General features: G+C 67.1%; 24 protein-coding genes. 17 read left to right on the top strand and 7 right to left on the bottom strand.

The annotated features are described in order from the left end of the window. Window positions 1-86 precede the first annotated feature (86 nt). From dhaK to typA, 6 genes are all read left to right on the top strand, one after another. On the top strand, window positions 87-1,082 hold the full coding sequence (gene dhaK / locus RPIT_RS01840) for a dihydroxyacetone kinase subunit DhaK (protein WP_077340027.1): 996 nt from the start codon (window positions 87-89) through the stop codon (window positions 1,080-1,082). Continuing rightward, a complete protein-coding gene (gene dhaL, locus RPIT_RS01835; protein ID WP_093664998.1) occupies window positions 1,079-1,714 on the top strand; it encodes a dihydroxyacetone kinase subunit DhaL in 636 nt (211 codons plus the stop codon). Before dhaK ends, dhaL begins: the two co-directional genes overlap by 4 nt. Next, window positions 1,714-2,424, top strand: coding sequence for a dihydroxyacetone kinase phosphoryl donor subunit DhaM (gene dhaM, locus RPIT_RS01830; protein ID WP_077340025.1), 711 nt, complete (start codon window positions 1,714-1,716; stop codon window positions 2,422-2,424). The genes dhaL and dhaM overlap by 1 nt, the downstream gene beginning before the upstream one ends. Next, window positions 2,424-2,828: a hypothetical protein gene (locus tag RPIT_RS01825; protein WP_077340023.1), complete on the top strand. Its 405-nt coding sequence runs from the start codon at window positions 2,424-2,426 to the stop codon at window positions 2,826-2,828. The genes dhaM and RPIT_RS01825 overlap by 1 nt, the downstream gene beginning before the upstream one ends. A 28-nt stretch (window positions 2,829-2,856) precedes the next feature. Next, on the top strand, window positions 2,857-3,288 hold the full coding sequence (locus tag RPIT_RS01820) for a DUF3151 domain-containing protein (protein WP_077340021.1): 432 nt from the start codon (window positions 2,857-2,859) through the stop codon (window positions 3,286-3,288). Between the two features lie 138 nt (window positions 3,289-3,426). Further along, window positions 3,427-5,289: a translational GTPase TypA gene (gene typA, locus RPIT_RS01815; RefSeq protein ID WP_077340019.1), complete on the top strand. Its 1,863-nt coding sequence runs from the start codon at window positions 3,427-3,429 to the stop codon at window positions 5,287-5,289. 147 nt (window positions 5,290-5,436) lie between these two features. On the opposite strand, the gene RPIT_RS01810 is transcribed toward typA, so the two are convergent. The 3 genes from RPIT_RS01810 to RPIT_RS01800 all read right to left on the bottom strand — a co-directional run bounded on the left by RPIT_RS01810 (window position 5,437) and on the right by RPIT_RS01800 (window position 6,980). Then, a complete protein-coding gene (locus tag RPIT_RS01810) occupies window positions 5,437-5,898 on the bottom strand; it encodes an SRPBCC family protein (RefSeq protein ID WP_077340006.1) in 462 nt (153 codons plus the stop codon). Between the two features lie 99 nt (window positions 5,899-5,997). Beyond that, entirely contained in the window at window positions 5,998-6,570 is a 573-nt protein-coding gene (locus RPIT_RS01805) for an HD domain-containing protein (protein ID WP_077340004.1), read from the bottom strand. Further along, window positions 6,564-6,980, bottom strand: a complete 417-nt coding sequence (locus RPIT_RS01800; RefSeq protein WP_077340002.1) for a hypothetical protein — start codon at window positions 6,978-6,980, stop codon at window positions 6,564-6,566. The genes RPIT_RS01805 and RPIT_RS01800 overlap by 7 nt, the downstream gene beginning before the upstream one ends. A 93-nt stretch (window positions 6,981-7,073) precedes the next feature. Here RPIT_RS01800 and RPIT_RS01795 point away from each other — a divergent pair, with 93 nt between their 5' ends. Next, window positions 7,074-7,709 carry a SatD family protein gene (locus RPIT_RS01795; protein WP_077340000.1) on the top strand — a complete coding sequence of 212 codons (636 nt, stop codon included), beginning with the start codon at window positions 7,074-7,076 and terminating at the stop codon, window positions 7,707-7,709. 43 nt (window positions 7,710-7,752) lie between these two features. Here the strand turns inward: RPIT_RS01795 and ppk2 are convergent, their stop codons facing one another. After that, window positions 7,753-8,667, bottom strand: coding sequence for a polyphosphate kinase 2 (gene ppk2, locus RPIT_RS01790; protein ID WP_077339998.1), 915 nt, complete (start codon window positions 8,665-8,667; stop codon window positions 7,753-7,755). 72 nt (window positions 8,668-8,739) lie between these two features. On the opposite strand from ppk2, the gene tpx reads away from it, so the two are divergent. Continuing rightward, window positions 8,740-9,237 (top strand): thiol peroxidase, encoded by a 498-nt coding sequence (tpx, locus tag RPIT_RS01785; protein WP_077339996.1) that lies wholly within the window; start codon window positions 8,740-8,742, stop codon window positions 9,235-9,237. A gap of 157 nt (window positions 9,238-9,394) precedes the next feature. Here the strand turns inward: tpx and ygfZ are convergent, their stop codons facing one another. Beyond that, entirely contained in the window at window positions 9,395-10,324 is a 930-nt protein-coding gene (gene ygfZ, locus RPIT_RS01780; RefSeq protein WP_077339994.1) for a CAF17-like 4Fe-4S cluster assembly/insertion protein YgfZ, read from the bottom strand. Window position 10,325: 1 nt separating this feature from the next. Next, the gene (locus RPIT_RS01775) at window positions 10,326-10,829 is read right to left on the bottom strand and encodes a heme-binding beta-barrel domain-containing protein (RefSeq protein ID WP_077339992.1); all 504 of its coding nucleotides are present in this window, start codon (window positions 10,827-10,829) and stop codon (window positions 10,326-10,328) included. A 149-nt stretch (window positions 10,830-10,978) separates the two neighbouring features. Between RPIT_RS01775 and dtd the strand changes: the two genes are divergently transcribed. Further along, window positions 10,979-11,416, top strand: coding sequence for a D-aminoacyl-tRNA deacylase (gene dtd / locus RPIT_RS01770; protein WP_077339990.1), 438 nt, complete (start codon window positions 10,979-10,981; stop codon window positions 11,414-11,416). A 206-nt stretch (window positions 11,417-11,622) separates the two neighbouring features. Here the strand turns inward: dtd and RPIT_RS01765 are convergent, their stop codons facing one another. Further along, entirely contained in the window at window positions 11,623-12,375 is a 753-nt protein-coding gene (locus RPIT_RS01765) for a discoidin domain-containing protein (RefSeq protein ID WP_077339988.1), read from the bottom strand. Between the two features lie 70 nt (window positions 12,376-12,445). On the opposite strand from RPIT_RS01765, the gene RPIT_RS01760 reads away from it, so the two are divergent. The 8 genes from RPIT_RS01760 to pstB all read left to right on the top strand — a co-directional run bounded on the left by RPIT_RS01760 (window position 12,446) and on the right by pstB (window position 21,170). Then, entirely contained in the window at window positions 12,446-13,090 is a 645-nt protein-coding gene (locus RPIT_RS01760) for a winged helix-turn-helix domain-containing protein (protein WP_077339986.1), read from the top strand. Continuing rightward, a complete protein-coding gene (gene mshD / locus RPIT_RS01755) occupies window positions 13,062-13,934 on the top strand; it encodes a mycothiol synthase (RefSeq protein ID WP_162274467.1) in 873 nt (290 codons plus the stop codon). Before RPIT_RS01760 ends, mshD begins: the two co-directional genes overlap by 29 nt. Next, on the top strand, window positions 13,931-16,018 hold the full coding sequence (locus RPIT_RS01750) for an RNA degradosome polyphosphate kinase (protein ID WP_077339982.1): 2,088 nt from the start codon (window positions 13,931-13,933) through the stop codon (window positions 16,016-16,018). The genes mshD and RPIT_RS01750 overlap by 4 nt, the downstream gene beginning before the upstream one ends. Further along, window positions 15,993-16,886: a histidine phosphatase family protein gene (locus RPIT_RS01745; RefSeq protein ID WP_226996371.1), complete on the top strand. Its 894-nt coding sequence runs from the start codon at window positions 15,993-15,995 to the stop codon at window positions 16,884-16,886. Before RPIT_RS01750 ends, RPIT_RS01745 begins: the two co-directional genes overlap by 26 nt. Window positions 16,887-17,093: 207 nt before the next feature. Beyond that, complete coding sequence (gene pstS / locus RPIT_RS01740) at window positions 17,094-18,212, top strand: phosphate ABC transporter substrate-binding protein PstS (RefSeq protein ID WP_077339978.1); 1,119 nt, start codon at window positions 17,094-17,096, stop codon at window positions 18,210-18,212. Between the two features lie 98 nt (window positions 18,213-18,310). Continuing rightward, window positions 18,311-19,294 (top strand): phosphate ABC transporter permease subunit PstC, encoded by a 984-nt coding sequence (gene pstC, locus RPIT_RS01735; RefSeq protein WP_077339976.1) that lies wholly within the window; start codon window positions 18,311-18,313, stop codon window positions 19,292-19,294. Beyond that, window positions 19,294-20,373, top strand: coding sequence for a phosphate ABC transporter permease PstA (gene pstA, locus RPIT_RS01730; protein WP_077339974.1), 1,080 nt, complete (start codon window positions 19,294-19,296; stop codon window positions 20,371-20,373). The genes pstC and pstA overlap by 1 nt, the downstream gene beginning before the upstream one ends. A 17-nt stretch (window positions 20,374-20,390) precedes the next feature. Continuing rightward, entirely contained in the window at window positions 20,391-21,170 is a 780-nt protein-coding gene (gene pstB, locus RPIT_RS01725) for a phosphate ABC transporter ATP-binding protein PstB (protein WP_077339972.1), read from the top strand. Window positions 21,171-21,288 lie beyond the last annotated feature (118 nt).

The raw sequence follows: 21,288 nt of genomic DNA, 5'->3' as shown, positions 1-21,288 counted from the left end.
CACCGGCTAGATCTGGAAAGTGCAGACAACCGGTGAGACAATGGAGACCGCGTGGCAGCGCCGCCGCGCCCGATGTAGGAGGCACCATGAAGAAGCTCATCAACTCCGCCGACGACGTACTGGCCGACGCCCTGAAGGGCATCGAGGCCTCGGACGGCAACGTCCGGGTAGACCACACCAACCGGGTCATCTACCGCGCCGAGGCGAAGGACTCGGGGAAGGTCGCCATCATCTCCGGCGGCGGCTCAGGACATGAGCCCATGCACGGCGGGTTCGTCGGTCTCGGCATGCTCGATGCGGCCTGTTGCGGCCAGGTCTTCACCTCCCCGACGCCCGACCAGATGCTGGAAGCGACCACGACGGTCGACACCGGGGCCGGAGTCCTCCACATCGTCAAGAACTACACCGGCGACGTCATGAACTTCGAGATGGCCGCCGAGATGGCAGCCGACGCGGGCGTGCAGGTCGAGACCGTTCTGGTGGCGGACGACGTCGCCGTTCAGGACTCGCTCTACACCGCCGGCCGCCGCGGCGTTGGGACGACCGTGCTGCTGGAGAAGATCGTCGGGGCAGCCGCCGAGGAGGGACAGGACCTGGCATCGGTCAAGGCAGTCGCGCAGAAGGTGGCCGACAACGGACGCTCGATGGGCATGGCGCTCACCTCGTGCACCGTCCCCTCGGCGGGCAAACCGACGTTCGACCTACCCGCCGACGAGATGGAGATCGGGATCGGCATCCACGGCGAACCCGGCCGACACCGCGAGCCGATGGCGGACGCCAAGTCGATTGCCAAGCAGCTCGTCGATCCGATCCTGCACGACCTCGATTTCACCGGCGCACCGGTCATCGCCATGCTCAACGGCATGGGTGGCACGCCGCTGATCGAGCTCTACCTGATGTACGGCGAGGTCGTGGCGCTGCTCGAGGCCGCCGGGATCAAGATCGAGCGCAACCTTGTGGGCAACTACATCACGAGCCTCGACATGGCCGGCTGCTCCCTCACCCTGGTGAAAGCCGACGATGAGCTAATTCGCCTTTGGGACGCGCCGGTGAAGACAGCAGGGCTACGGTGGGGCCTGTGACCTCATCCACGCTGACACTCGATCTGCTCGCTGACTGGCTGCGCCGCTTCGCGGCGATCATCGACGAGAACAAGACGTATCTGACCGAGCTCGACTCGGCGATCGGCGACGCCGACCACGGCGCCAACATGGCCCGCGGCACGGCGGCCGTCGTGACCCACCTCGACGAAGCAACCACCATCGACGGCCTTCTCAAGAAGGCAGGGATGACGCTGGTGAGCACCGTCGGCGGCACCAGCGGGCCCCTGTACGGCACACTGCTGATGAAGATGGGCATGGCCACAGGCTCCGTGGTGGAGCTTGAACCGGACCAGTTCGGCAAGGCGCTGCGCGCGGGCCTCGAGGGTCTCATCGCCCGTGGCAAGACCGAGCTCGAGGACAAGACGATGGTGGATGCGCTGTCGCCCGCCATCGACGCCTACGACGCTGCCCTCGCCGACGGCGCCGACCTGTGGGACGCGGTGGACGCCGCCCAGCAGGCCGCCGCTGCGGGGCGCGACGCCACCACCCCGATGGTCGCCCGCAAGGGCCGCGCCAGCTACCTGGGTGAGCGTTCCGCGGGGCACTGCGACCCTGGTGCAACGTCGTCGGCTTATCTGTTCGACGCTCTTGCGGACGTGATCGGCACCTGATGGCGGTCGGCATCGTGCTGGTCTCACACAGCGCACGGCTGGCCGAGGCGGTCGTCGAGATGGCCATGGAGATGATTCACGACGACGCACCTCCGGTCGCTCTGGCCGCCGGCATGCCCGACGGCGGTCTCGGTACCGACGCCACGCGCGTGATGTCGGCTATCGAGGAGGTCGACCAGGGCGAGGGCGTGGTCGTCTTCGTTGATATCGGCTCGGCCATCATGAGCGCTGAGCTCGGGGCCGAGCTCTACGGTGAGCGCCCCGACATCCGGGTGCTCGCCGCCCCGTTCGTCGAGGGGGTCCTGGCCGCGATGGTGCGGTCCGCCACCGACGCTTCACTCGACGAAGTGGCAGCCGAGGCGCTCAGCGCCCTGCGGCCCAAACTGGCAGCGCTGGGCACCGTTGAAGAGATGGCCGCCGAACCCGAGTCCCGCCGCTCGGCGGAGGTGCGGGCGGAGGCGACCCTCGTCAACGACACGGGGCTGCACGCGCGCCCCGCCGCGATGTTCGTCGCCGAAGCCAAGCGCCACGACGCGGACGTGCTGGTCAGCAAGGGAGTCCAGGGCCCCGTGCCCGCCAAGAGCAGCATCGGTCTCGCAACGCTTGGCGCCCGCAAGGGCGACACCCTCCACCTCGAGGCGAGCGGTCCCGACGCGCAGGCGGCGATCGACGCGCTGGTCCGGTTCATCGAGTCGGGGTTCGGCGAATAGTGCTGGCCCATACTCGACGTGCCGACGTCTGGCACGTCGCAGCGTTGTGGGTGGCCACCGCCGCCACCATCTTCGGCGTGGTCGTGCTCCTTCTGTGGCCTCTCGAGATCGTGCTGCCCGTCACACGAGGCGCCAGGGTCATCTCCAGCCTCGCCTTCACTGTCCTCATCGGAGGGCTGGCGGGGGTCGGGTGGTACTCGCATATCCGGCGCAAGTTGGTCCAGTGGAACTACCTGGCGATCGGCCTGATGCTGCTCATCGTCACGTGGGGCCTGACCGACGGGGCGCTCCGCGAACTGGCCGCGGGCAATTGGGTCTGGATGGGGGTCTCCGCGGGGCTCGCTCTCGGCGGCATGGTCGTCAGCGACTCGTTTCTGTGGCGCGGCCTGCGCCGTCCCCAGTAGTCGCAGAGGTGGGGGCTAGGCTGACGACATGAGCGAGACGCACCCGAATTTGATGGCTTCCGACGTCGTCGTGCACCTGCCCGAGGACCCGGCCTTGGCAGCGATCTCTGAGAAGGGCCGGGAGCACTTCCTCGAGGTGGTCGCGGCGTACCCAGAGTCGTCGCTGTGTTGGGCGCTCCTCGCCGAAACCTGCCTCGCGGACGACGACCTGGGCAGTTCCCTGGCCGCGTACGCCTACGCGAGGACCGGCTACCACCGGGGCCTCGACACGCTGCGTCGAAACGGCTGGAAGGGTTCGGGCGCGGTGCCGTGGGAGCACGAACCCAACCGCGGCTTCCTGCGGGCGCTGTGGGCCCTGAGCGTCGCGGCCGGCCGGATCGGGGAGTCCGAAGAACAGCAGCGGTGCGCCCAGTTCCTGCGCGACTCCTCCGAGACCGCTTACCAGGAATTGACGAGCTAAGGGCTCGCTTCTCGGCGGCTCAGGGGGAAGGTCTCCGCGAATGAGCGCCGGGCGGATCCGCTGTGTTTCTTGACAGCGCGCTGCGGCTTTACACTTTTCGATGGCCCTTAGCCATCTATCCCCCAAGGGAGCACACCTATGCCAAAACGCGAAGACTTGCGAAACGTCGCCATCGTCGCCCACGTCGACCACGGTAAGACGACGCTCGTCGACGCCATGCTGTGGCAGTCCGGAGCCTTCCGAGAGGGCTCCGACGTCAACAGCCGGGTCATGGACTCAATGGACCTCGAGCGGGAGAAGGGCATCACCATCCTCGCGAAGAACACCGGGGTCCAGCACATCAGGCCGGACGGCTCGAGCGTGACGATCAACATCATCGACACCCCGGGCCACGCCGACTTCGGCGGTGAGGTGGAGCGCGGCCTGGAGATGGTCGACGGGGTGATCCTGCTCATTGACGCCTCCGAGGGCCCGCTCCCCCAGACCAGGTTCGTGCTGCGCAAGGCGCTCGCGAAGAAGCTCCCGATCATCGTCGTGGTCAACAAGGTCGATCGCTCGGATGCCCGGATCTCGGCGGTCATCGACGACACGTACGGCCTGTTCATGGACCTCATCGACGACGACGCCGCCCACATCCTCGACTTCCCGATCGTGTACGCCTCCGCCAAGGCCGGAAGGGCGTCGCTCACGCAGCCGGAGGATGGCGGCATGCCCGATTCCCCCAACCTGGAGCCGCTCTTCGACACGTTGATGGAGCACATCCCTGCCCCGGAGTACGAAGAGGGTGCGACTCTGCAGGCCCACGTGACGAACCTCGACGCGTCCCCCTATCTGGGGCGCCTCGCGCTGCTCCGCGTCGTGGCGGGCGAACTGAAGCGCGGCCAGCAGGTGGCGTGGTGCAAGACCGACGGCACCGTGCAGACCGTCAAGCTCACCGAGCTCCTCAAGACCGAGGCACTGGACCGGGTACCGGCCGACAGCGCCGGCCCCGGCGACATCGTCGCCATCGCCGGCATCCCTGACATCATGATCGGCGAGACGCTCTCCGACCCCGAGAATCCCAAGCCCCTGCCGCTCATCCACGTGGACCACCCGTCCATCTCGATGACGATCGGCATCAACACCTCACCGCTGGCCGGTAAGTCGGGCAAGCTGCTGACCGCCCGCCTGGTGAAGGCCCGGCTCGAGCAGGAGCTGGTCGGCAACGTCTCCATCCGGGTGCTGACCACAGAACGTCCCGACACCTGGGAAGTCCAGGGACGAGGCGAACTGCAGCTCGCGATCCTCGTTGAGCAGATGCGTCGTGAGGGTTTCGAGCTCACGGTGGGCAAGCCCCAGGTGGTCACCCAGACCATCGACGGCAAGCTGCATGAGCCGATCGAGCGGCTGACCGCCGACATCCCCGAGGAGTTCGTGGGTGTCGTCACACAGCTCATGGGTCTTCGGCGCGGCCGGATGGAACAGATGGTCAACCACGGCACCGGCTGGGTCCGCCTCGAGTTCATCGTCCCCGCGCGCGGCCTCATCGGCTTCCGCACGGAGTTCCTCACCGAGACCCGTGGCACCGGCATCATGAACCACGTGGCCGAGGGCTACGAGCCCTGGGCCGGCGACTTCCGCACCCGCCCCACCGGTTCACTGGTGGCTGACCGGAAGGGCGTGGTGACGTCGTACGCACTGTTCAACCTCCAGGAGCGTGGCACGTTGTTCGTGTCCCCCGGCGCCGAGGTCTACGAGGGCATGATCGTCGGCGAGAACCCCCGCGCCGAGGACATGGACGTCAACCCCACCAAGGAGAAGAAGCTCACCAACGTCCGGTCCTCCACCGGCGACGAACTAGAACGGCTCATCCCGGCCAAGCAGATGTCGATGGAGCAGCAGCTCGAGTTCTGCGCCGGCGACGAGTGCCTGGAGGTGACCCCGGCCGTGGTCCGCATCCGCAAGGTGATCCTCGACGGCAACGAGCGACAGAAGGTGCGCAACCGTCAAAAGAAGCTCTGACGGTCTCAGCGTACGGCCCCGTGGGAGATGGCAAGGGAAAAGAAGCGTCTCTACCGGCTGCTCGCCGAGAGCTGAGCCGGCACCACACGCGGAACGGGCGCGGACCACAATGGTCCGCGCCCGTTCGCGCTTGCTTGACGAGTTGCGTCAGGAGAGCGCCTCGCTGAGCTTGGCCAGCGAATCCTCCAGCTTCGACTCTTCGACGAGGGGGAAGGAGACCTTCTTGAGAAGCTCCTTGTCGGTGACCTTCGACCAGTCGTAGGTGAGCGTCACCCTGGTGGCCCCGGTGCCCTCGCCTTCCAGCTCCCACACCCAGGTCCACCCGGGCGGCTCGGTGCCTGCGGGAGCGGTGGCCCAGCCCACGACGGCATTGCGGCCGTACGCGGTGACATGGTTGTCGGTCTGGTACTCGCCGCCCATGTGATCACCCTCCATGTTCATGGTGAACACGTCGCCAACGGCCTGGATGCGGTCGCCGTGCGCGACGGAACGGATGAAGCCCGAGCCGTCGAGCTCGACGTGGTTCGCCGGCAGAGTGAGGTGCTCGAAGACCTTATCGGCGGGGGCGTTGATCGTGCGGGATACCTGGACAGAGGTGTTGTCGCTCATGGCCCCATCCTGCCTTCCCGCGCCTCGATTTCAAGCCACACGCCACATCCACACTCCTTCGAGCCATCGGGTGCGGGGGCCCAGGGAACCGTGCAGAGCTCAGGTGAGCCCCTCCAACTCCCGAGTCAGGTTGGCTCGGGCCTGCTTTTCCCACAGCGCGCGCCCGCGCTCGGTGGAGTAGAAACGATCGCGCTCCAGGAACCCCGCCAGGAACTTTGCGCGGCCTTCCCTCCACCCCTCGTCGGAGAGATCCGGCAACTCGGCCCGGATTCCCTGGACGTTGCGCGCGTACTGCTCCCAGTCCGCTCCGAGGCCGCTTAGGTCGGCGTCGCAGAGGCGAGCCCCTGCGTCATCGCCGGGCTCGACGCTGTGGCCAGCCGTCAGCAGGATCAGGCGACGCACCTCCTCAACAACGCTGAGCGGCAGGTGCCCGGCGAGCAGGTCCTCCATCACCACGGCAGAGGCGCGTTCGTCGTCGGGGGTGGTGTTGGTGTGCACCGCGTCGTGCCCCCAGAACGCCAGCACTTCGATGGGTTGGCCGCCCAGCCGATCCAGGGCCTTCAACCCGTCGGCCAGGTGTGAGGCCGAGTGATAGACCCGATGCGGTTCTGCCCACCGCTGCCTGAGGCTGGTGAAGACCGAGGCCGGCACCTCGTGGCCGTCGATCACCACGCGCGCACCCCCCAGTAGGCGATGCCGCCCCAGAGGGCGGCCCAGAGCATGGAGGCGAAGGTGCCGATGATGAACAACTCACCCTTGCGGGAACGGTCCGACTCGGTGACAAGATCCGCGTAGCGCCCGAGTCCCTTGACCGCCAACACCATGGCAATCCCGGCGGGGAACGACGCAACGATGCATGCGTAGACCGCCAACCTCTCCAGGATCCCGACCCACCGTCCGCCGGGAAGCTCCTTCTGCGCCTGCACGAGGCCGAGGTTCGCCCGTGCCTGCTCCACGTCGTCGGGTTCGGCCGACCTGTCGATGCGGCGAAGAAGCAGCCGGATCAGGGGGTTGCCGAGCATGGCCGCCAGCGCACTGACCAGGACGATCAGCGCTTTCAACCCAACAGTGGTCCATTCCACATGGGCACGCTACACGGCACCGACGACATAATCCCCAGGCATCTTGATGAAGCCAAGGGCTTCATACCTCCATGATTAAGCTAGTATCTACATATGTCCCGAATGAAGGATCTCTCTGCAGCCCTGCTGGTAGATGTTGTCGAGTCCCGTTCCGCCGACCGGGGGGCGCTCCACACCGCCGTTCTGGCCGCAGTGGAGGCCACCAACGTCGCGGTCGCCGGCACCCATCCGCTACACCCCACCGTCGGCGACGAACTCCAGGGCGTCTACCCCACCCTCGGCGCGGCACTGGCTGCAAGCTACAGCCTCCGACTCGAGCTGGCGCCCCGCTGGGACGTGCGGTTCGGCATCGGTGGCGGCGAGGTGCTGATCGTCGACGCCGCCCGCGGCATCCAGGACGGCTCCGCGTGGTGGAACGCACGCGAGGCCATCGACTGGGTGAAGGAGCACTCGCAACGCAAGGGGCACGAATCGGCGCGAACCGCCATCCGCGACGGCCGTCCGACGGCCACGCCGTCGGCCGACGCTCTCGCCCGGCTCGTCGACGCGCACCTTGCTCGGCTACGCGACGGAGCCGTCGGCACGCTTCGCGGCATGCTCAAGGGATTGGACAACGCGGCGATCGCGGCGGCCGAGGGCATCAGCGAGTCGGCCAATTCGCAGCGCGTGCTCAACAATGACCTGCGCCCCCTCCTGGACGCGATGGAAGCCCTCGGCTCGCTCCTTTAGCCTGGCTCCACGGAGGCGACCGCGGCCAGGGCGTCGGGCGTGCCTAGTCGTCGGACTCGTCGAGCTGAGCAGCGGAACGGTTCTTGTAGCCGCGCGTCACGATCAACGGATCGGTCGGCTTGATCACGGAGGCGTCCTTGCCGTCGTAGTCGTGCAGGTCCAGGAACAACCTCATCGCGTTCAACCGCGCCCGTTTCTTATCGTTGCTCTTGATGCGGTACCACGGCGCGACCGCAGTGTCGGTGTGACGCAGCATCGCCGTCTTGGCCGCCGTGTAGTCGTCCCACCGACCTAGTGACTCGAGGTCCATCGGTGAGAGCTTCCACTGGCGCACAGGGTCGATCTGTCGGATCGCGAACCGGGTGCGCTGCTCGCGCTGCGTCACCGAGAACCAGAGCTTCGTGACGGTGATGCCGGACTCGATGAGCATCTCCTCGAAGATCGGGGCCTGCCGCACGAAGATCTCGTACTCCTCGTCAGTGCAGAAGCCCATCACCCGCTCGACGCCCGCACGGTTGTACCAGGACCTGTCGAACAGGACAATCTCCCCGGCCGTCGGCAGGTGCTGGATGTAGCGCTGGAAGTACCACTGGCCCCTCTCCCGCTCGGTCGGCGCGGCGAGCGCCACCACGCGCGCGTTGCGGGGGTTGAGGTGCTCGGTGAACCGTTTGATCGCCCCGCCCTTGCCGGCCGCGTCGCGTCCCTCGAAGATGATGACGTGCTTCGTCCCGCGATCCTGGGCCGAGTACTGGAGTTTCAGGAGCTCGATCTGCAGCTGTCGCTTCTCGGTCTCGTACTCGCTGCGGCTGATCAGCTCGTCGTAGGGGTACTTCTCCTGCCATGTCTCGACGGCGTTGCCGAGCGGGTCGATCAGGTACGGATCCTCGCCGTGCACGTCGGCGACGGCGTAACCCTCGGCTCGCAACATGTCGATGTACTCACGCAGGCTCTGGCTCATGGGCCAACGCTACCCAACTCCCCCTCCACGCGGGGGTAGCGAGATTTGGCACGATCAGGAAAGATCGGGGTCATGGCTGATATCAAGTTTCACGGTAACCCTGTCCACTCCGTAGGCACCCTCCCCGAGGTGGGGTCGACGGCACCCGACTTCGAGGTGACCGGTACCGACCTCTCCCCCGTCAAGCTCAGCGACTTCGCCGGGCAGAAGATCGTGCTGAACATCTTCCCGTCCGTCGACACGGGCGTCTGCGCCAACAGCGTCCGGGCCTTCAACGAGAAGGCGGCCGGCCTGGAGGGCACGACGGTCCTGTGCATCTCGCGCGACCTGCCGTTCGCGCTCGGCCGATTCTGCGGCGCTGAGGGCATCGACAACGTCGTGGTGGCCTCCGACTTCCGCACCGACCTGGGCGAGAAGTACGGCGTCACCTTCACCGACGGCCCGCTCGAGGGTCTGCTGAGCCGGTCGGTCGTCGTCATCGACACCGACGGCAAGGTCGTCTACACCCAGCAGGTGGAGGAGACCACCACGGAGCCCGACTACGACGAGGCGCTCGCCGCGCTGAGCTGACCCCGGTGGCGAGTTGAGCAAGTGAGATGGGTCGTCGAAGCAGAACGGTGTTACACCGGCGTGTCGAGACGTTGACCCATCTCATTTGCTCAACTCAAGCCCAGGCGGGCAGTGAGCTCCGGGGACCGGCGCGACGGTCCGGTTAGGGCGCTGTCGCTCAGCCGAGGACGGGGCGAACGTGGAGGCCGACGTCGGGATCCACCAGGGCCTCCTGGGCCGCGGCGATGCCCCCGGCCAGCACCTCGGCGTCAACGGGAACATTGCGCTTCACCAGTCCCAGGGCCACGGGGCCGAGCTCGTGGTGCCTCGCAGACGATCCGACAAAACCGACGACCCGGCCGCCGAACTCGATCGGGTCGCCCACCTCCGGCAGCGACGACAGCGAGCCGTCGAGGTGGAGTTGCACCAGCCGACGCGGAGGCCGACCGAGGGTGTGCACGCGTGCCACCGTCTCCTGTCCGCGGTAGCAGCCCTTGTCGAGGTGGGTGCCCATAAGGCCGATCTCGTTGGGGATGGTCTTGAAGTCCGTGTCGACGAAGATGCGGGGGACACCTGCCGCGATCCTCTGCGCGTCAAAGGCCCACGTCCCGACATTCGCTTCCAGAGATTCGCCTGCTGGGAGGAACACCTCGGAACCCCCCACCTCGGACCGGCGGCTCCGCCAGGCCGGGTCCAGGTCCACCCGATGGCCCGTCCACGCGAGGGTGAGGTCGGTGCGCCGGGCCACCTCCACGCGCATCGCGAACCGCATGCGTAGGAGGAAATCCACGAGCGCGTCCGCGCGGGACGGCTCCGTCCAGGCCAGGAACGAGGTGCCGTCGTCGACCCCGTGGAGCACATGCTCGATGTGGCCCGTCGGGGACAGAATCAGCGCCGTGGTGGAGTCGCCCGGGGTGAGGGCGGAAAGGTGCTGGGTTGTGAGCGAGTGCAGCCAGCTGAGCCGGTCCGGGCCCGAGATCTCGACGATCTCACGATTGTGGAGGTCGACGACGCCGTTGCCCGCAACGAGCGACCTCGCCTCCGTCACCGGATTGCCGTAGTGCCACGCAAGGCCCTCGTCGGGGCCCGAGTCCAGAAGTACCGGCACGTCAGACCCTCTTGAGGCGGGCCCACATGTGGGGTCGCAGCGCGTGCTCGGCGGTCGAGCGGTCGAGCGCGTACATCAGATCTCCCTCGACCTTGCCGTAGAGGCGCTGCCCCGATGCGTGGCTGACCTGCGCAGACTCGGTGCGCACGACGGCGTCGGTCAGTAGGTCGATGCGGGTCACGGCGATCTTCCCGAGCAGAACCTCAGTCCAACCGTCAGCGCTGGCCAGCACCACCTCGAGGGAGGCGTCGGCCTTCGGGCGCCAGAACCCGGTCTCGACGCCGAGCGGCTCCGCCTCCGCGCCGTCGTCGCCGAGAAGGAACGTCTGCGAGGCGTAATAGAGGTAGTCGCTGCCGTTGTGACTGAACTCGATGCGCTGCTCGAACTCGAAGTCGTTGCCCTCGTGGTCGGTCCCGTTCCCGGTGCCTTCCCAGCGTCCGACCAGCCAGCCCAGCGCGGTCAAGGCCGGGTTGAGCCCTTCGGGGACCTCGATGTCGATGTTCACTCTCGTTCTCCTTGCAGTCGTTTGAGGCCTGCCAGCGTGCGCCAGAGCGCAACCAGCGCTCCTACTCCGACGGCGACCGCCGCGACGATCAGCACCCACACCAGGATCTCGGCCATGCGCGACAGTCTACGTCGGCCACAATGGGGCCCATGCGTGTTGTCGTGACCAGGGCGACCGAGGCCTCCGTCGAGGTCGAGGGTCAAGTGATCGCCGAACTCCCCCGACCCGGCCTCCTCGTACTGGCCGGCGTCGGCCACGACGACGGGTCCGACGACGCGGCCGCGCTGGCGCGCAAGATCTGGGGTCTGCGCATCCTCGACGACGAGGCCTCCGCGAGTGACCTCAACGCTCCGATCCTTGTCGTGAGCCAGTTCACCCTCTTCGCCTCCACCAGGAAGGGCCGCCGACCGTCGTGGAGCAGGGCGGCCCCCGGCGAGATCAGCGAACCGCTGGTGGAGCGCCTCTGCGTGGAGCTCGAGCGGTTGGGCGCGACGGTCCAGCGTGGGCGATTCGGTGCCCACATGAAGGTGTCGTCCGTCAACGACGGCCCGATCACCATCACGATCGACACCAAGTCCTGGGAGTGAGCCTGCCCCGGCGCCTCAGACGCCAACCGGCCGACGTGTTCGCTGGGTCGGCCGGGGTGGTGGGAAGGTTCACCCTGAAAAAACGTCCTCCCATTCCCATGTGAGCCCTGGCACATCATTTCTTCAGGATGAACGCAGGCGCTCGGCTCGTCGCGCTCGGTCAACCCATTGATGTCCGGTCGCCGCGCAGCACCAGGCGCTCAGGGTCAGCGGGCGGGGGTCAGGAACTCGAGCGAGCTGATCGACACCGCATCGGAGTTGGGGCTGATCTCGCCCGGCACCGTGGCGCTCAGGACCTCGAGCGTCGCCCGGTCCGTGAGGGTCTCGGGGAAGCGGACCTCCTGCGCGTTGCGGTCGTTGGCGGCCAGTCCCTGCTCGAAGTAGGAGCCATCGGCGAACGTCCACCGCACTGCGGTGATCCGCCGCTCGACGGCGTAGCGATCGGGCCACGCGACGTTTCCGTTGACGATCCTGATCCCCGCGAGGCTCACCGGGCCGTCGAACACGATCGTGAACGACTCGCCGTCGCCCGCCCCGCGGCAGCGCCACAGCGTCTCGGGGTCGCCGTCGAGCAGCGCCGAGGGGGACTCGAGGGTGCCGCCCTCCCGGCATTCACCCAGCGCCGCGATGGGCTGAACGGCCGAGACCGGCCCCTCGTAGGCGCTGAAGGCATCCGTCGACGGGTCGGGCCCCATCGAGGTCGACGCCGAACTGCTGGGCGTTGGGGGCACCACGACAGGTGGGAACAGGAACAGACGTCCGGCGAGAAAGGACAGGGCAAGGGCGAGGACCACCACGATCGCGGTGGCGCGGGGTGGCAGACCGCCCTGGGCATCGCGGGCCACCACCGCCCTGGCGGTGGTGCTCGGTGGTCGGTGCCGCTCGTCCGCCGACTCGTCGATGTCTTCAGACTCAGCGGCCCGCTTCCGGAAGTACTCGTCCGGGACCCGCTGGACCATGGCGGCCATGCTACCGCCCGGCCATCGCACGTTACGATGATCACGTCCACGTGCGTCGGGAGGAGGCATCATGAGCAGAATCGTCTTCGTCTCCTCCACTCAACCACCCAGCGAGTTGACCCTGCTGAGCTACGAGATGACGACTGTCGAGTCGGCGGCGGACGCGCTCCAGGAAGCCGCGGACGTTTACGTCATCGACGGCCGCACCGACCTGGCGGGCGCCAGAGCGGCCTGCCAGACGCTGTCGAGGGCGGAGGCTCCGGTGCTGCTCCTCGTCGCTCTGGCGGGGCTCGCCGTCCTCTCTCCCGACTGGGGATTCTCCGATTTCGTGGCCGCCAACTCGGAGCCCGCCGAGTTCGACGCACGGCTGCGCGTCCTGCTGCGCACCAACGCCGACCCCGACGTGCTGGTGGCCGGCCCGATCAGGGTGGATGGGGCGGCCTATTCGGCCACGCTCGACGGGGCACCTCTCGACCTCACCTACACCGAGTTCGAGCTGCTGCGCTACCTCATGCAGCATCCCGGGCGCGTGCTCTCACGCGAGACTCTGGTGAGCCAGGTGTGGGGGTACGACTACTACGGGGGCACCCGCACCGTCGATGTTCATGTCCGCCGACTTCGGGCTAAGCTCGGCCAGTTCGATCACTACGTCGGCACCGTGCGCAACGTCGGTTACCGTTTCGCCAATGCCAGAGAGGCCCACCGTGCTGGTTAGCCTGACCACCCTGACCCCGACCATGCGAGAGGCCCTGCTGAGCCTCGTGGCCGACATCACCAAGCACGACGGTGTCTCCCCGATCAACGAGTCCGCTTCGCTGGGCATCGACGGCGAACGCGAGGCCGACTTCTACTTCATGGGCTCGCGGACCGACCCCCACGGTTTCGTCGTCTGCGATGAGCGTGACGGGACACTCATGGTCGGCGTCCATCCCGATCACCGCTGCCGTGGGGTCGGGACGCAGCTGCTCGACGAGGCGCTCCGGTCGCACCCCGATTCCGCCGTCTGGGCGTTCGGCACGCTGCCGGGCGCGGAGGCGCTCGCGGCGAGGGTGGGGCTGACCCCCGTGAGGCAGTTGCTGCGGATGGAGCGGCCGCTCGACCCGCCCTCCCGGGTCAGCATGCCGGAGGGCTTCGAGATCGTCGCCTACACGCCTGACGACGCTGAGGCCGTCGTCGCGATCAATGCCGCCGCCTTCGCGCACCACCCGGAACAGGGCCGGCTGAGCGTGGGAGAGTTTCTCCAGCTCACCCGCCAGCCGTGGTTCGACCCGGCGGGCCTGCTCATCGCCAAGAGCAACGGCGTCGCCACCGGCTTCCATTGGACCAAGCGTCACGGCGAAGGGTTGGGCGAGGTCTATGTGCTCGCGGTCGCTCCCGACCATGAGGGCCGAGGGCTGGGTCGGGTGCTCCTCGAAGAGGGCCTCAACCATCTGGTCCAGCAAGGCGACGATAGGGTTCAGCTCTACGTGGAGGCCGCTGAGACGCGCGTGGTCAACATGTACAAGGCGGCGGGCTTCGACGTCGCGCAGACCGACACCAGCTACCGCGTCGACAGGTGAGAGACGTGACGCAAGAACCACTTCCCGCTGACCGTTACCTTGACCGCGAGATCTCCTGGCTCCTGTTCAACAACCGGGTGCTCGACCTCGCCCGCGACAAGCGCAGGGTGCCTCTCATCGAGCGCGCCAAGTTCCTCGCGATCTTCTCCTCCAACCTGGACGAGTTCTTCATGGTCCGCGTCGCGGGACTCAAGCGTCGCATCGCGGCGGGGGTCGCCGTCCCCACCGTGACCGGGAAGATGCCCGGCGAACTGCATTCGGAGTTGTTGGGTCACGTTGCCGAGCTCGTCGCCGAGCAGTCCCGGATCTTCCACGAGGAGGTCCGCCCGGAGCTCGCCGCCGAGGGCATCGAAATCCTGAACTGGGAGGAGCTGACGGCTGCCGAGAAGGACCGGATGCGGGCGCTGTTCGTCGAGCGCATCTTCCCGGTGCTCACCCCTCTCGCGGTCGACCCCTCTCATCCGTTCCCCTACATTTCCGGCCTGTCCATCAACCTGGCGGTCCTGCTGCGCAACCCCGCCACAGGCGCCAAGCAGTTCGCACGCGTCAAGGTCCCGCCGGTACTGTCGCGCTTCATCAAGCTGGCGGAGGGCCGCTTCCTACCGCTGGAGGACATCATCTCCCGGCACCTCGGGCAGCTCTTCACCGGCATGCAGGTGCTGCAGCACACGACGTTCCGCGTCACCCGCAACGAAGACATCGAGGTCGAAGAGGACGACGCCGAGAACCTCCTGTTCGCGCTGGAGAAGGAGCTTCTCCGCCGTAAGGTCGGCAGGCCGCCGGTTCGGCTCGAGGTCGAAGAGGACATCGACCTGCAGATGCTCGACATGCTGATGCGCGAGCTCGACGTCAGCGAGGCCGAGGTCTTCCGGCTCGCCGCACCCCTCGACCTGACCGGGTTGTTCTCGTTGGCCGACTCGCATCGCGAGGACCTCAAGTACCCGAACTTCCTCCCCATCACCCATCCCGATCTGGCCGAGGTCGAGAGCTCCAGCCCGGCCGACATGTTCAAGTCGCTCAAGCTCCGCGACGTGCTGGTGCACCACCCCTACGACTCGTTCGCCACGTCGGTGCAGCGGTTCATCGAGCAGGCGGCAGCCGACCCCGCCGTGCTCGCCATCAAGCAGACGTTGTACCGCACCTCCGGTGACTCCCCCATCGTCGACGCCCTCATCGAGGCCGCGGAGGCCGGCAAGCAGGTCCTGGCGGTGGTCGAGATCAAGGCCAGGTTCGACGAGCAGGCGAACATCGGGTGGGCCCGCAAGCTCGAGAAGTACGGCGTCCACGTCGTCTACGGCATGTTGGGGCTCAAGACGCACTGCAAGCTGGCCCTCGTCGTGCGGGAGGAGGCCGACGGCCTGCGCCGCTACGCCCACATCGGCACCGGCAACTACAACCCCAAGACCGCCCGTCTGTACGAGGACATGGGGCTCCTCACGTCCAACCCGGTCATCACCGACGACATCGCACGGCTGTTCAACCACCTCTCGGGCATGACCCACGAGACCAACTACCGGCGGCTCCTCGTCGCCCCGCACGGCATCCGAAAGGGCCTCCTGGAGTACGTCGACGGCGAGGTGGCCAACCACCTGGCCGGGAAGCCGGCCGGCATCCGCGTCAAGATCAACTCCATCGTCGACGAGGCGCTCATCGACGCCTTCTACCGTGCCTCGCAGGCCGGCGTGCCCGTCGACATCTGGGTGCGCGGCATCTGCACCATCCGTCCCGGGGTGCCGGGCCTCAGCGACAACATCCGCGTGCGGTCCACGCTTGGCCGATTCCTTGAGCATTCCCGGGTGTTCTGGTTCGCGGGCGGCGGTCGTCCCATCGTGGGAATCGGTTCCGCAGATCTCATGCACCGCAACCTCGACCGGCGGGTAGAGGCGATCGTCGGCATCAGCAACCCCGCGCACGTCGAACGGGTGGAGACCCTCTTCGATCGGGCGTTCGCCCCCGATACTGTCCACTGGGAGTTGATCGACGACACCTGGACGGCACACACCCACGACGACCAGGGCAACCCCCTGACGGACCTGCAGGAAACCCTCATCCAGGAGGCTGCGGAGAGGCGCTCCTCGCGATGACAAAACGAGCCCAGGTCCGGGCGGCCGGCGCTGTTGTGCTGCGCGGTCACGGAGACGCTACCGAAGTACTTCTCATCCACAGGGCCTCGTACGACGACTGGTCCCTACCCAAGGGCAAGGGTGTCGTCGACGAACTCCCCCGCTCACCGCGATGCGCGAGGTTCACGAGGAGACCGGAGCCGTGGTCCGGCTCGGAGTCCGCCTCCCCACCATCCGCTACAAGGTGTCAAAGGGCACCAAGGCCGTCGAGTACTGGCGCGCCGAGATGGTCGAGCAGCACCGCCGTGAACCGGACGCCGAGGTGGACAAGGTCAAGTGGTTCCCCGTCGACCGCGCCATGGAGCGGATGACCTACGCCGACGAGCGTCGGGTCTTGTCGGCTGCACTTCTCATCCCCCCGACGACGCCGCTCATCATCGTCCGGCACGGCAAGGCCATGCTCCGCAAGGACTGGGACGGGCCCGACCAGATGCGCCGTCTCACCGGCCGCGGACGACGACAGGCGCAGGAGCTCTCCCAACTCCTGATGGCCTACGGGGTTGACGCGCTCGTGTCGAGTTCGTCGACCAGGTGCATGGAGACCCTGCGGCCGTACTCCGAAGCGGCGGCAATCCCCATCTACGCCGAGGATGTGTTGACCGAAGAAGAGGGCACCGTCAAGCCCAAGCATGTTCGCGCCTATGTCGCGGCCCTGTTCAAGACCCTCGACGCCCCCACGGCCATCTGCGGGCACCGACCGGTGTTGCCCATGATGTTCCAGGGAGTGGGGCTGGAACCGAAATCCATGGTCGTCGGGGAGTCTGTCGTCGTGCACCGCGACGAACACGGCAACCGGGTGGCCGTCGAGGTTCATAAGCCACGCGCCTGATCCCCTCCTTCGTCGAGTTCGGGCGGTCCGCTCACTAGCGCAGCTGGCGGGTCCACCGGGCATTCCTCCCAGATCGTTCACCCGGTGTTTACCAACGGCCCCCGGACGCGTTACTTCGGAACTCTAGCGTCCACGTCAGACCTGCTGAACCACATGGTTCCAGGGGGGCCACCGGCCCGAACTCACGTCTTGGAAGGCATGACCCGAATGAAGATTCGTCTGACCGCTGCACTCGGTCTCTCCGCCGCACTGATGCTCTCAGCCTGCGCTGCCAATGAGAGCACCGCCCCGACCGCGGACACTCCCGCCGCCACCACCTCAGCCGCTGGCGCCTCGGATGCTCCGGCCCAGGAGCCCATCAGCGGCACGATCTCCGGCATCGGCGCGTCGGCGCAGGAGGTTGCCCAGCAGACCTGGATCGCTGGTTTCCAGACGGCTAACGAGGCCGTCACCGTGAACTACGCAGCCGAGGGCTCCGGCGCCGGCCGCGAGGCGTTCATCGGCGGCGGCGCGGACTTCGCCGGCTCCGATCGCGCGTTCAAGATCGATGAGCTGGAGGAGAACTCCTTCGGCAAGTGCGCCGCCGACAGCAAGGCCATCAACCTGCCCGTCTACATCTCCCCCATCGCCGTGATCTTCAACGTCGAGGGCGTTGAGGAGCTCAACCTGGACGCCGCTACTCTCGCCGGCATCTTCAAGGGCGACATCACGAACTGGAACGACCAGGCCATCGCAGCGACGAACGAGGGCGTCACGCTCCCCGATCTGACCATCACCGCTGTGCACCGCTCCGACACCTCCGGCACCACAGAGAACTTCACCGACTACCTGGCCTCCGCCGCCCCCGATGTGTGGGACGCGGAGAAGTCGGGCGATTGGCCGTACCAGACCGGTGAGGGCGCGGGCCAGACCCAGGGCGTCGTCGCTGCGGTCTCCGGCGGTGTGGGTGCCATCGGCTACGTCGATGCCTCCCAGGCCGAGCAGTTCAGCGTGGCCAAGCTGGGCAAGGACGGCAGCTTCCACGGCCCGACCACGGAATCCGCCGCCGCGATCGTCGAGAACTCGCCCGTGGAAGAGGGCCGCGCCGACAACGACATGGCCATCGCACTCGACCGCGAGGCCGAGGGCTACCCCATCGTGCTGGTCTCCTACCTCATCACCTGTCAGGATTACGAGGATGACGCGGTGGCCGACCTCGTGAAGAGCTATGCGTCCTACATCGTCTCGGACGAGGGCCAGTCGGCCGCCGCCGAGCGTGCGGGATCCGCGCCGCTTTCCGCTAGCCTGAGCGAGACGGTTCAGGCCGCGATCGACTCGATCCAGTGATCTGATCCCTCTGCGGCGAAGTCGCGTCACCCGCGAGGGCGGCGCGACTTCGCCCAGTGAGGGAAATCCCGTCCCACCCGTTCGACCCAGGAGCGCAGATGTCGCCAACGGACGCCGCCCCGGCAGCCGGCACCCGACCCGATTCAGAGCCACACTCCCTGCAGCGCAGCGCCAAGCGTTTCGGCGACACGGTCTTCCGGAGCCTCTCGACAGGTTCCGGCATCCTCATCCTCCTCATCCTCGCCGCGGTGGCCTCGTTCCTCGTCGGTCTGGCCCTCCCCGCGCTCCTCGCCGACCCCGCCGAGCTCCAGTTCGGTCGCGGCGTGAGCTTCTGGGAGTACGTCGCGCCGTACGCGTTCGGCACGATGTGGTCCTCGATCCTGGCGATGCTGGTTGCCGTGCCCGTGGCGGTGGGGATTGCTCTGTACCTGACGCACTACGCCCCGAAGCGGGTCGCCTCGACGTTCGGCTACGTCATCGACCTCCTCGCGGCCGTGCCGTCGGTGGTGTTCGGTCTCTGGGGCATCGCAGTATTGGCACCGGCGCTGCGCCCGCTCTTCCTCTGGCTGGAGGAGAATCTCGGGTTCATCCCCCTGTTCAGCGGCCCGGTCTCAGGCACCGGGCGCACGATCCTCACCGCGTCCCTGGTGCTGGCGGTGATGATCCTGCCGATCATCACCGCAATCTCGCGGGAGGTCTTCCTGCAGACCCCACGGCTCCACGAGGAAGCCTCGCTCGCCCTGGGTGCCACGCGGTGGGAGATGATCCGGCAGGCCGTCATCCCCTTCGGCATGCCCGGCATCATCTCCGCCTGCATGCTCGGCCTCGGCCGCGCGCTCGGCGAGACCATGGCGGTGGCGATGGTGCTGTCGGGCAGCGAAGTGATCAGCATCCAGTTGCTGACGTCGCAGAACCCAAACACGATCGCTGCCAACATCGCCCAGTCCTTCCCCGAAGCGCATGACATCGGGCGCAACCAGCTGATCGCCACGGGCCTGGTGCTGTTCGTCATCACCCTGGCCGTGAACATGACCGCGCGGTGGATCATCAACCGTCGCAAAGAGTTCTCGGGAGCGAACTGATGAGCATCGACACGACGCACAAGCCCGCCCCCTCGAGGCTCAACTTCCTGACGGCTGCCCAGCTGCCGAAGTTCACCCCGCTGGCCACCCTGGTGGTGTCAGTCGCCGCGGCTGCCGGGGCGCTGGCACTGTTCGGCTCGGCGAGCATCGCCAACGTGGTGATCTTCGGCGCGCTGCTGTTCCTCGTCGCCATCTTCACGCTGTCCGCAAGCGTTGAGGGCAGCCGCCGAGCCAAGGACCGCCTGGCCCGCTACGTGGTCACGGGTTTCTTCCTCCTGGCGCTCACGCCCCTCATCTCGCTCGTCTGGGGCACGGTTGCCAACGGGATCTCCCGCTTCGACGGCACCTTCTTCACCTGGTCGATGCGCAACATCCTCGGCGAGGGCGGGGGCGCTGTCCACGCGATCTGGGGCACGCTCATCATCACGGGCATCGCGACGCTGATCTCTGTGCCGATCGGCCTGCTCACCGCGATCTACCTCGTCGAGTACGGATCGGCGAGCAAGCTCGGCGCCGGCATCCGCTTCTTCGTCGACGTCATGACGGGCATCCCCTCGATCGTCGCGGGCCTGTTCGCCTACACGATGTTTTCGATGATCTTCGGCGCCGGTCACAAGAGCGGCCTCTCCGGTGCGGTGGCGCTGACGATCCTGATGATCCCCACTGTCGTGCGATCGACCGAGGAGATGCTGAGGATCGTCCCGAACGAGCTGCGGGAGGCCTCCTACGCTCTCGGCGTGCCGAAGTTCCGCACCATCTTGAAGGTGGTTCTGCCCACCTCCATCGCCGGCATCATCACCGGTGTCGTCCTGGCCATCGCCCGGGTCATCGGTGAGACCGCACCCCTGCTGGTGACCGCCTCTTTCACGGCCTCGATGAATCTCGACCCGACCCAGAACCCCATGGCCACGCTGCCGGTGTTCGTCTACAACCAGTACATGTACGCGCCCGGCATCGACACGGCCGCCTACCATGCCCGCGCCTGGGCCGGCGCGCTCACCCTCATCCTCATCGTGATGGGGCTCAACGCGCTGGGCCGGTTCATCGCGTGGAAGTTCGCCCCCAAGCCCGGCCGCTGACGCCCTGAAGGAAACACATGTCCAAGCGCATTGAACTCAACGACCTCAACATCTACTACGGCAAGTTCCACGCCGTGAAGGATGTGAACATGGTCATCGAGCCGCGCGCCGTCACGGCGTTCATCGGCTCCTCCGGCTGTGGCAAGTCCACCGTGCTGCGATCGATCAACCGCATGCACGAGGTCATCGACGGAGCGTACGTGACCGGTGAGGTGCTCCTCGACGGCGTCGACCTGTACGCGCCGAACGTCGACCCGGTGCGGGTGCGTCGTCAGATCGGGATGGTGTTCCAGCGGCCCAACCCGTTCCCCACCATGTCGATCCGGGAGAACACCCTGGCCGGTGCCCGGCTCAACAACTCGCGGCTCTCCAAGTCGGAGGCCGACGAGCTCGTCGAGAAGTCGCTTCGCGGGGCGAACCTCTGGAATGAGGTCAAGGATCGGCTCGACAAGCCCGGGTCCGGCCTGTCCGGCGGCCAGCAGCAGCGCCTCTGCATCGCGCGCGCGATCGCCGTCTCCCCCGACGTCATCCTCATGGACGAGCCGTGCTCAGCGCTCGACCCCATCTCCACGCTGGCCATCGAGGACCTCATCAAGGAACTCAAAGAGACCTACACCGTCGTCATCGTGACCCACAACATGCAGCAGGCCGCGCGCGTGTCGGACTCCACCGCGTTCTTCAACCTCAAGGAACACGGGAAGCCCGGCGAGTTGATCGAGATGGGTCCCACGGAGAAGATCTTCCACAACCCCGATCAGAAGGCCACCGAGGACTACATCACCGGCCGTTTCGGCTGATTGCCAACCATAAGCAGCGACGCCCGGCCGGCACCGTGCTCCCTGAGCTTGTCGAAGGGTTACGGCCGGGACCGGGGTCGCCGCCCTTGTGGGCGGGGGCGGCGGTAGGGAACGAGGC

The organism is Tessaracoccus flavus (assembly GCF_001997295.1).
GTDB classification, from domain to species: Bacteria; Actinomycetota; Actinomycetes; order Propionibacteriales; family Propionibacteriaceae; genus Arachnia; species Arachnia flava.
The sequence above is the reverse complement of the archived record's forward strand: the minus strand, read 5'-3'. Positions and strand labels throughout refer to the sequence as shown.

Bases quoted from the DNA above. Each gene is read 5' to 3' on its own strand.
- pstS (WP_077339978.1), top strand. From the start codon at position 17,094: ATGAAGATTCGTCTGACCGCTGCACTCGGTCTCTCCGCCGCACTGATG.
- mshD (WP_162274467.1), top strand. From the start codon at position 13,062: ATGCCAGAGAGGCCCACCGTGCTGGTTAGCCTGACCACCCTGACCCCG.
- pstA (WP_077339974.1), top strand. From the start codon at position 19,294: ATGAGCATCGACACGACGCACAAGCCCGCCCCCTCGAGGCTCAACTTC.
- RPIT_RS01765 (WP_077339988.1), bottom strand. From the start codon at position 12,375: ATGGTCCAGCGGGTCCCGGACGAGTACTTCCGGAAGCGGGCCGCTGAG.
- RPIT_RS01760 (WP_077339986.1), top strand. From the start codon at position 12,446: ATGAGCAGAATCGTCTTCGTCTCCTCCACTCAACCACCCAGCGAGTTG.
- dhaM (WP_077340025.1), top strand. From the start codon at position 1,714: ATGGCGGTCGGCATCGTGCTGGTCTCACACAGCGCACGGCTGGCCGAG.
- RPIT_RS01810 (WP_077340006.1), bottom strand. From the start codon at position 5,898: ATGAGCGACAACACCTCTGTCCAGGTATCCCGCACGATCAACGCCCCC.
- dhaK (WP_077340027.1), top strand. From the start codon at position 87: ATGAAGAAGCTCATCAACTCCGCCGACGACGTACTGGCCGACGCCCTG.
- dtd (WP_077339990.1), top strand. From the start codon at position 10,979: ATGCGTGTTGTCGTGACCAGGGCGACCGAGGCCTCCGTCGAGGTCGAG.
- RPIT_RS01795 (WP_077340000.1), top strand. From the start codon at position 7,074: ATGTCCCGAATGAAGGATCTCTCTGCAGCCCTGCTGGTAGATGTTGTC.
- tpx (WP_077339996.1), top strand. From the start codon at position 8,740: ATGGCTGATATCAAGTTTCACGGTAACCCTGTCCACTCCGTAGGCACC.
- typA (WP_077340019.1), top strand. From the start codon at position 3,427: ATGCCAAAACGCGAAGACTTGCGAAACGTCGCCATCGTCGCCCACGTC.
- pstB (WP_077339972.1), top strand. From the start codon at position 20,391: ATGTCCAAGCGCATTGAACTCAACGACCTCAACATCTACTACGGCAAG.
- RPIT_RS01820 (WP_077340021.1), top strand. From the start codon at position 2,857: ATGAGCGAGACGCACCCGAATTTGATGGCTTCCGACGTCGTCGTGCAC.
- pstC (WP_077339976.1), top strand. From the start codon at position 18,311: ATGTCGCCAACGGACGCCGCCCCGGCAGCCGGCACCCGACCCGATTCA.
- ppk2 (WP_077339998.1), bottom strand. From the start codon at position 8,667: ATGAGCCAGAGCCTGCGTGAGTACATCGACATGTTGCGAGCCGAGGGT.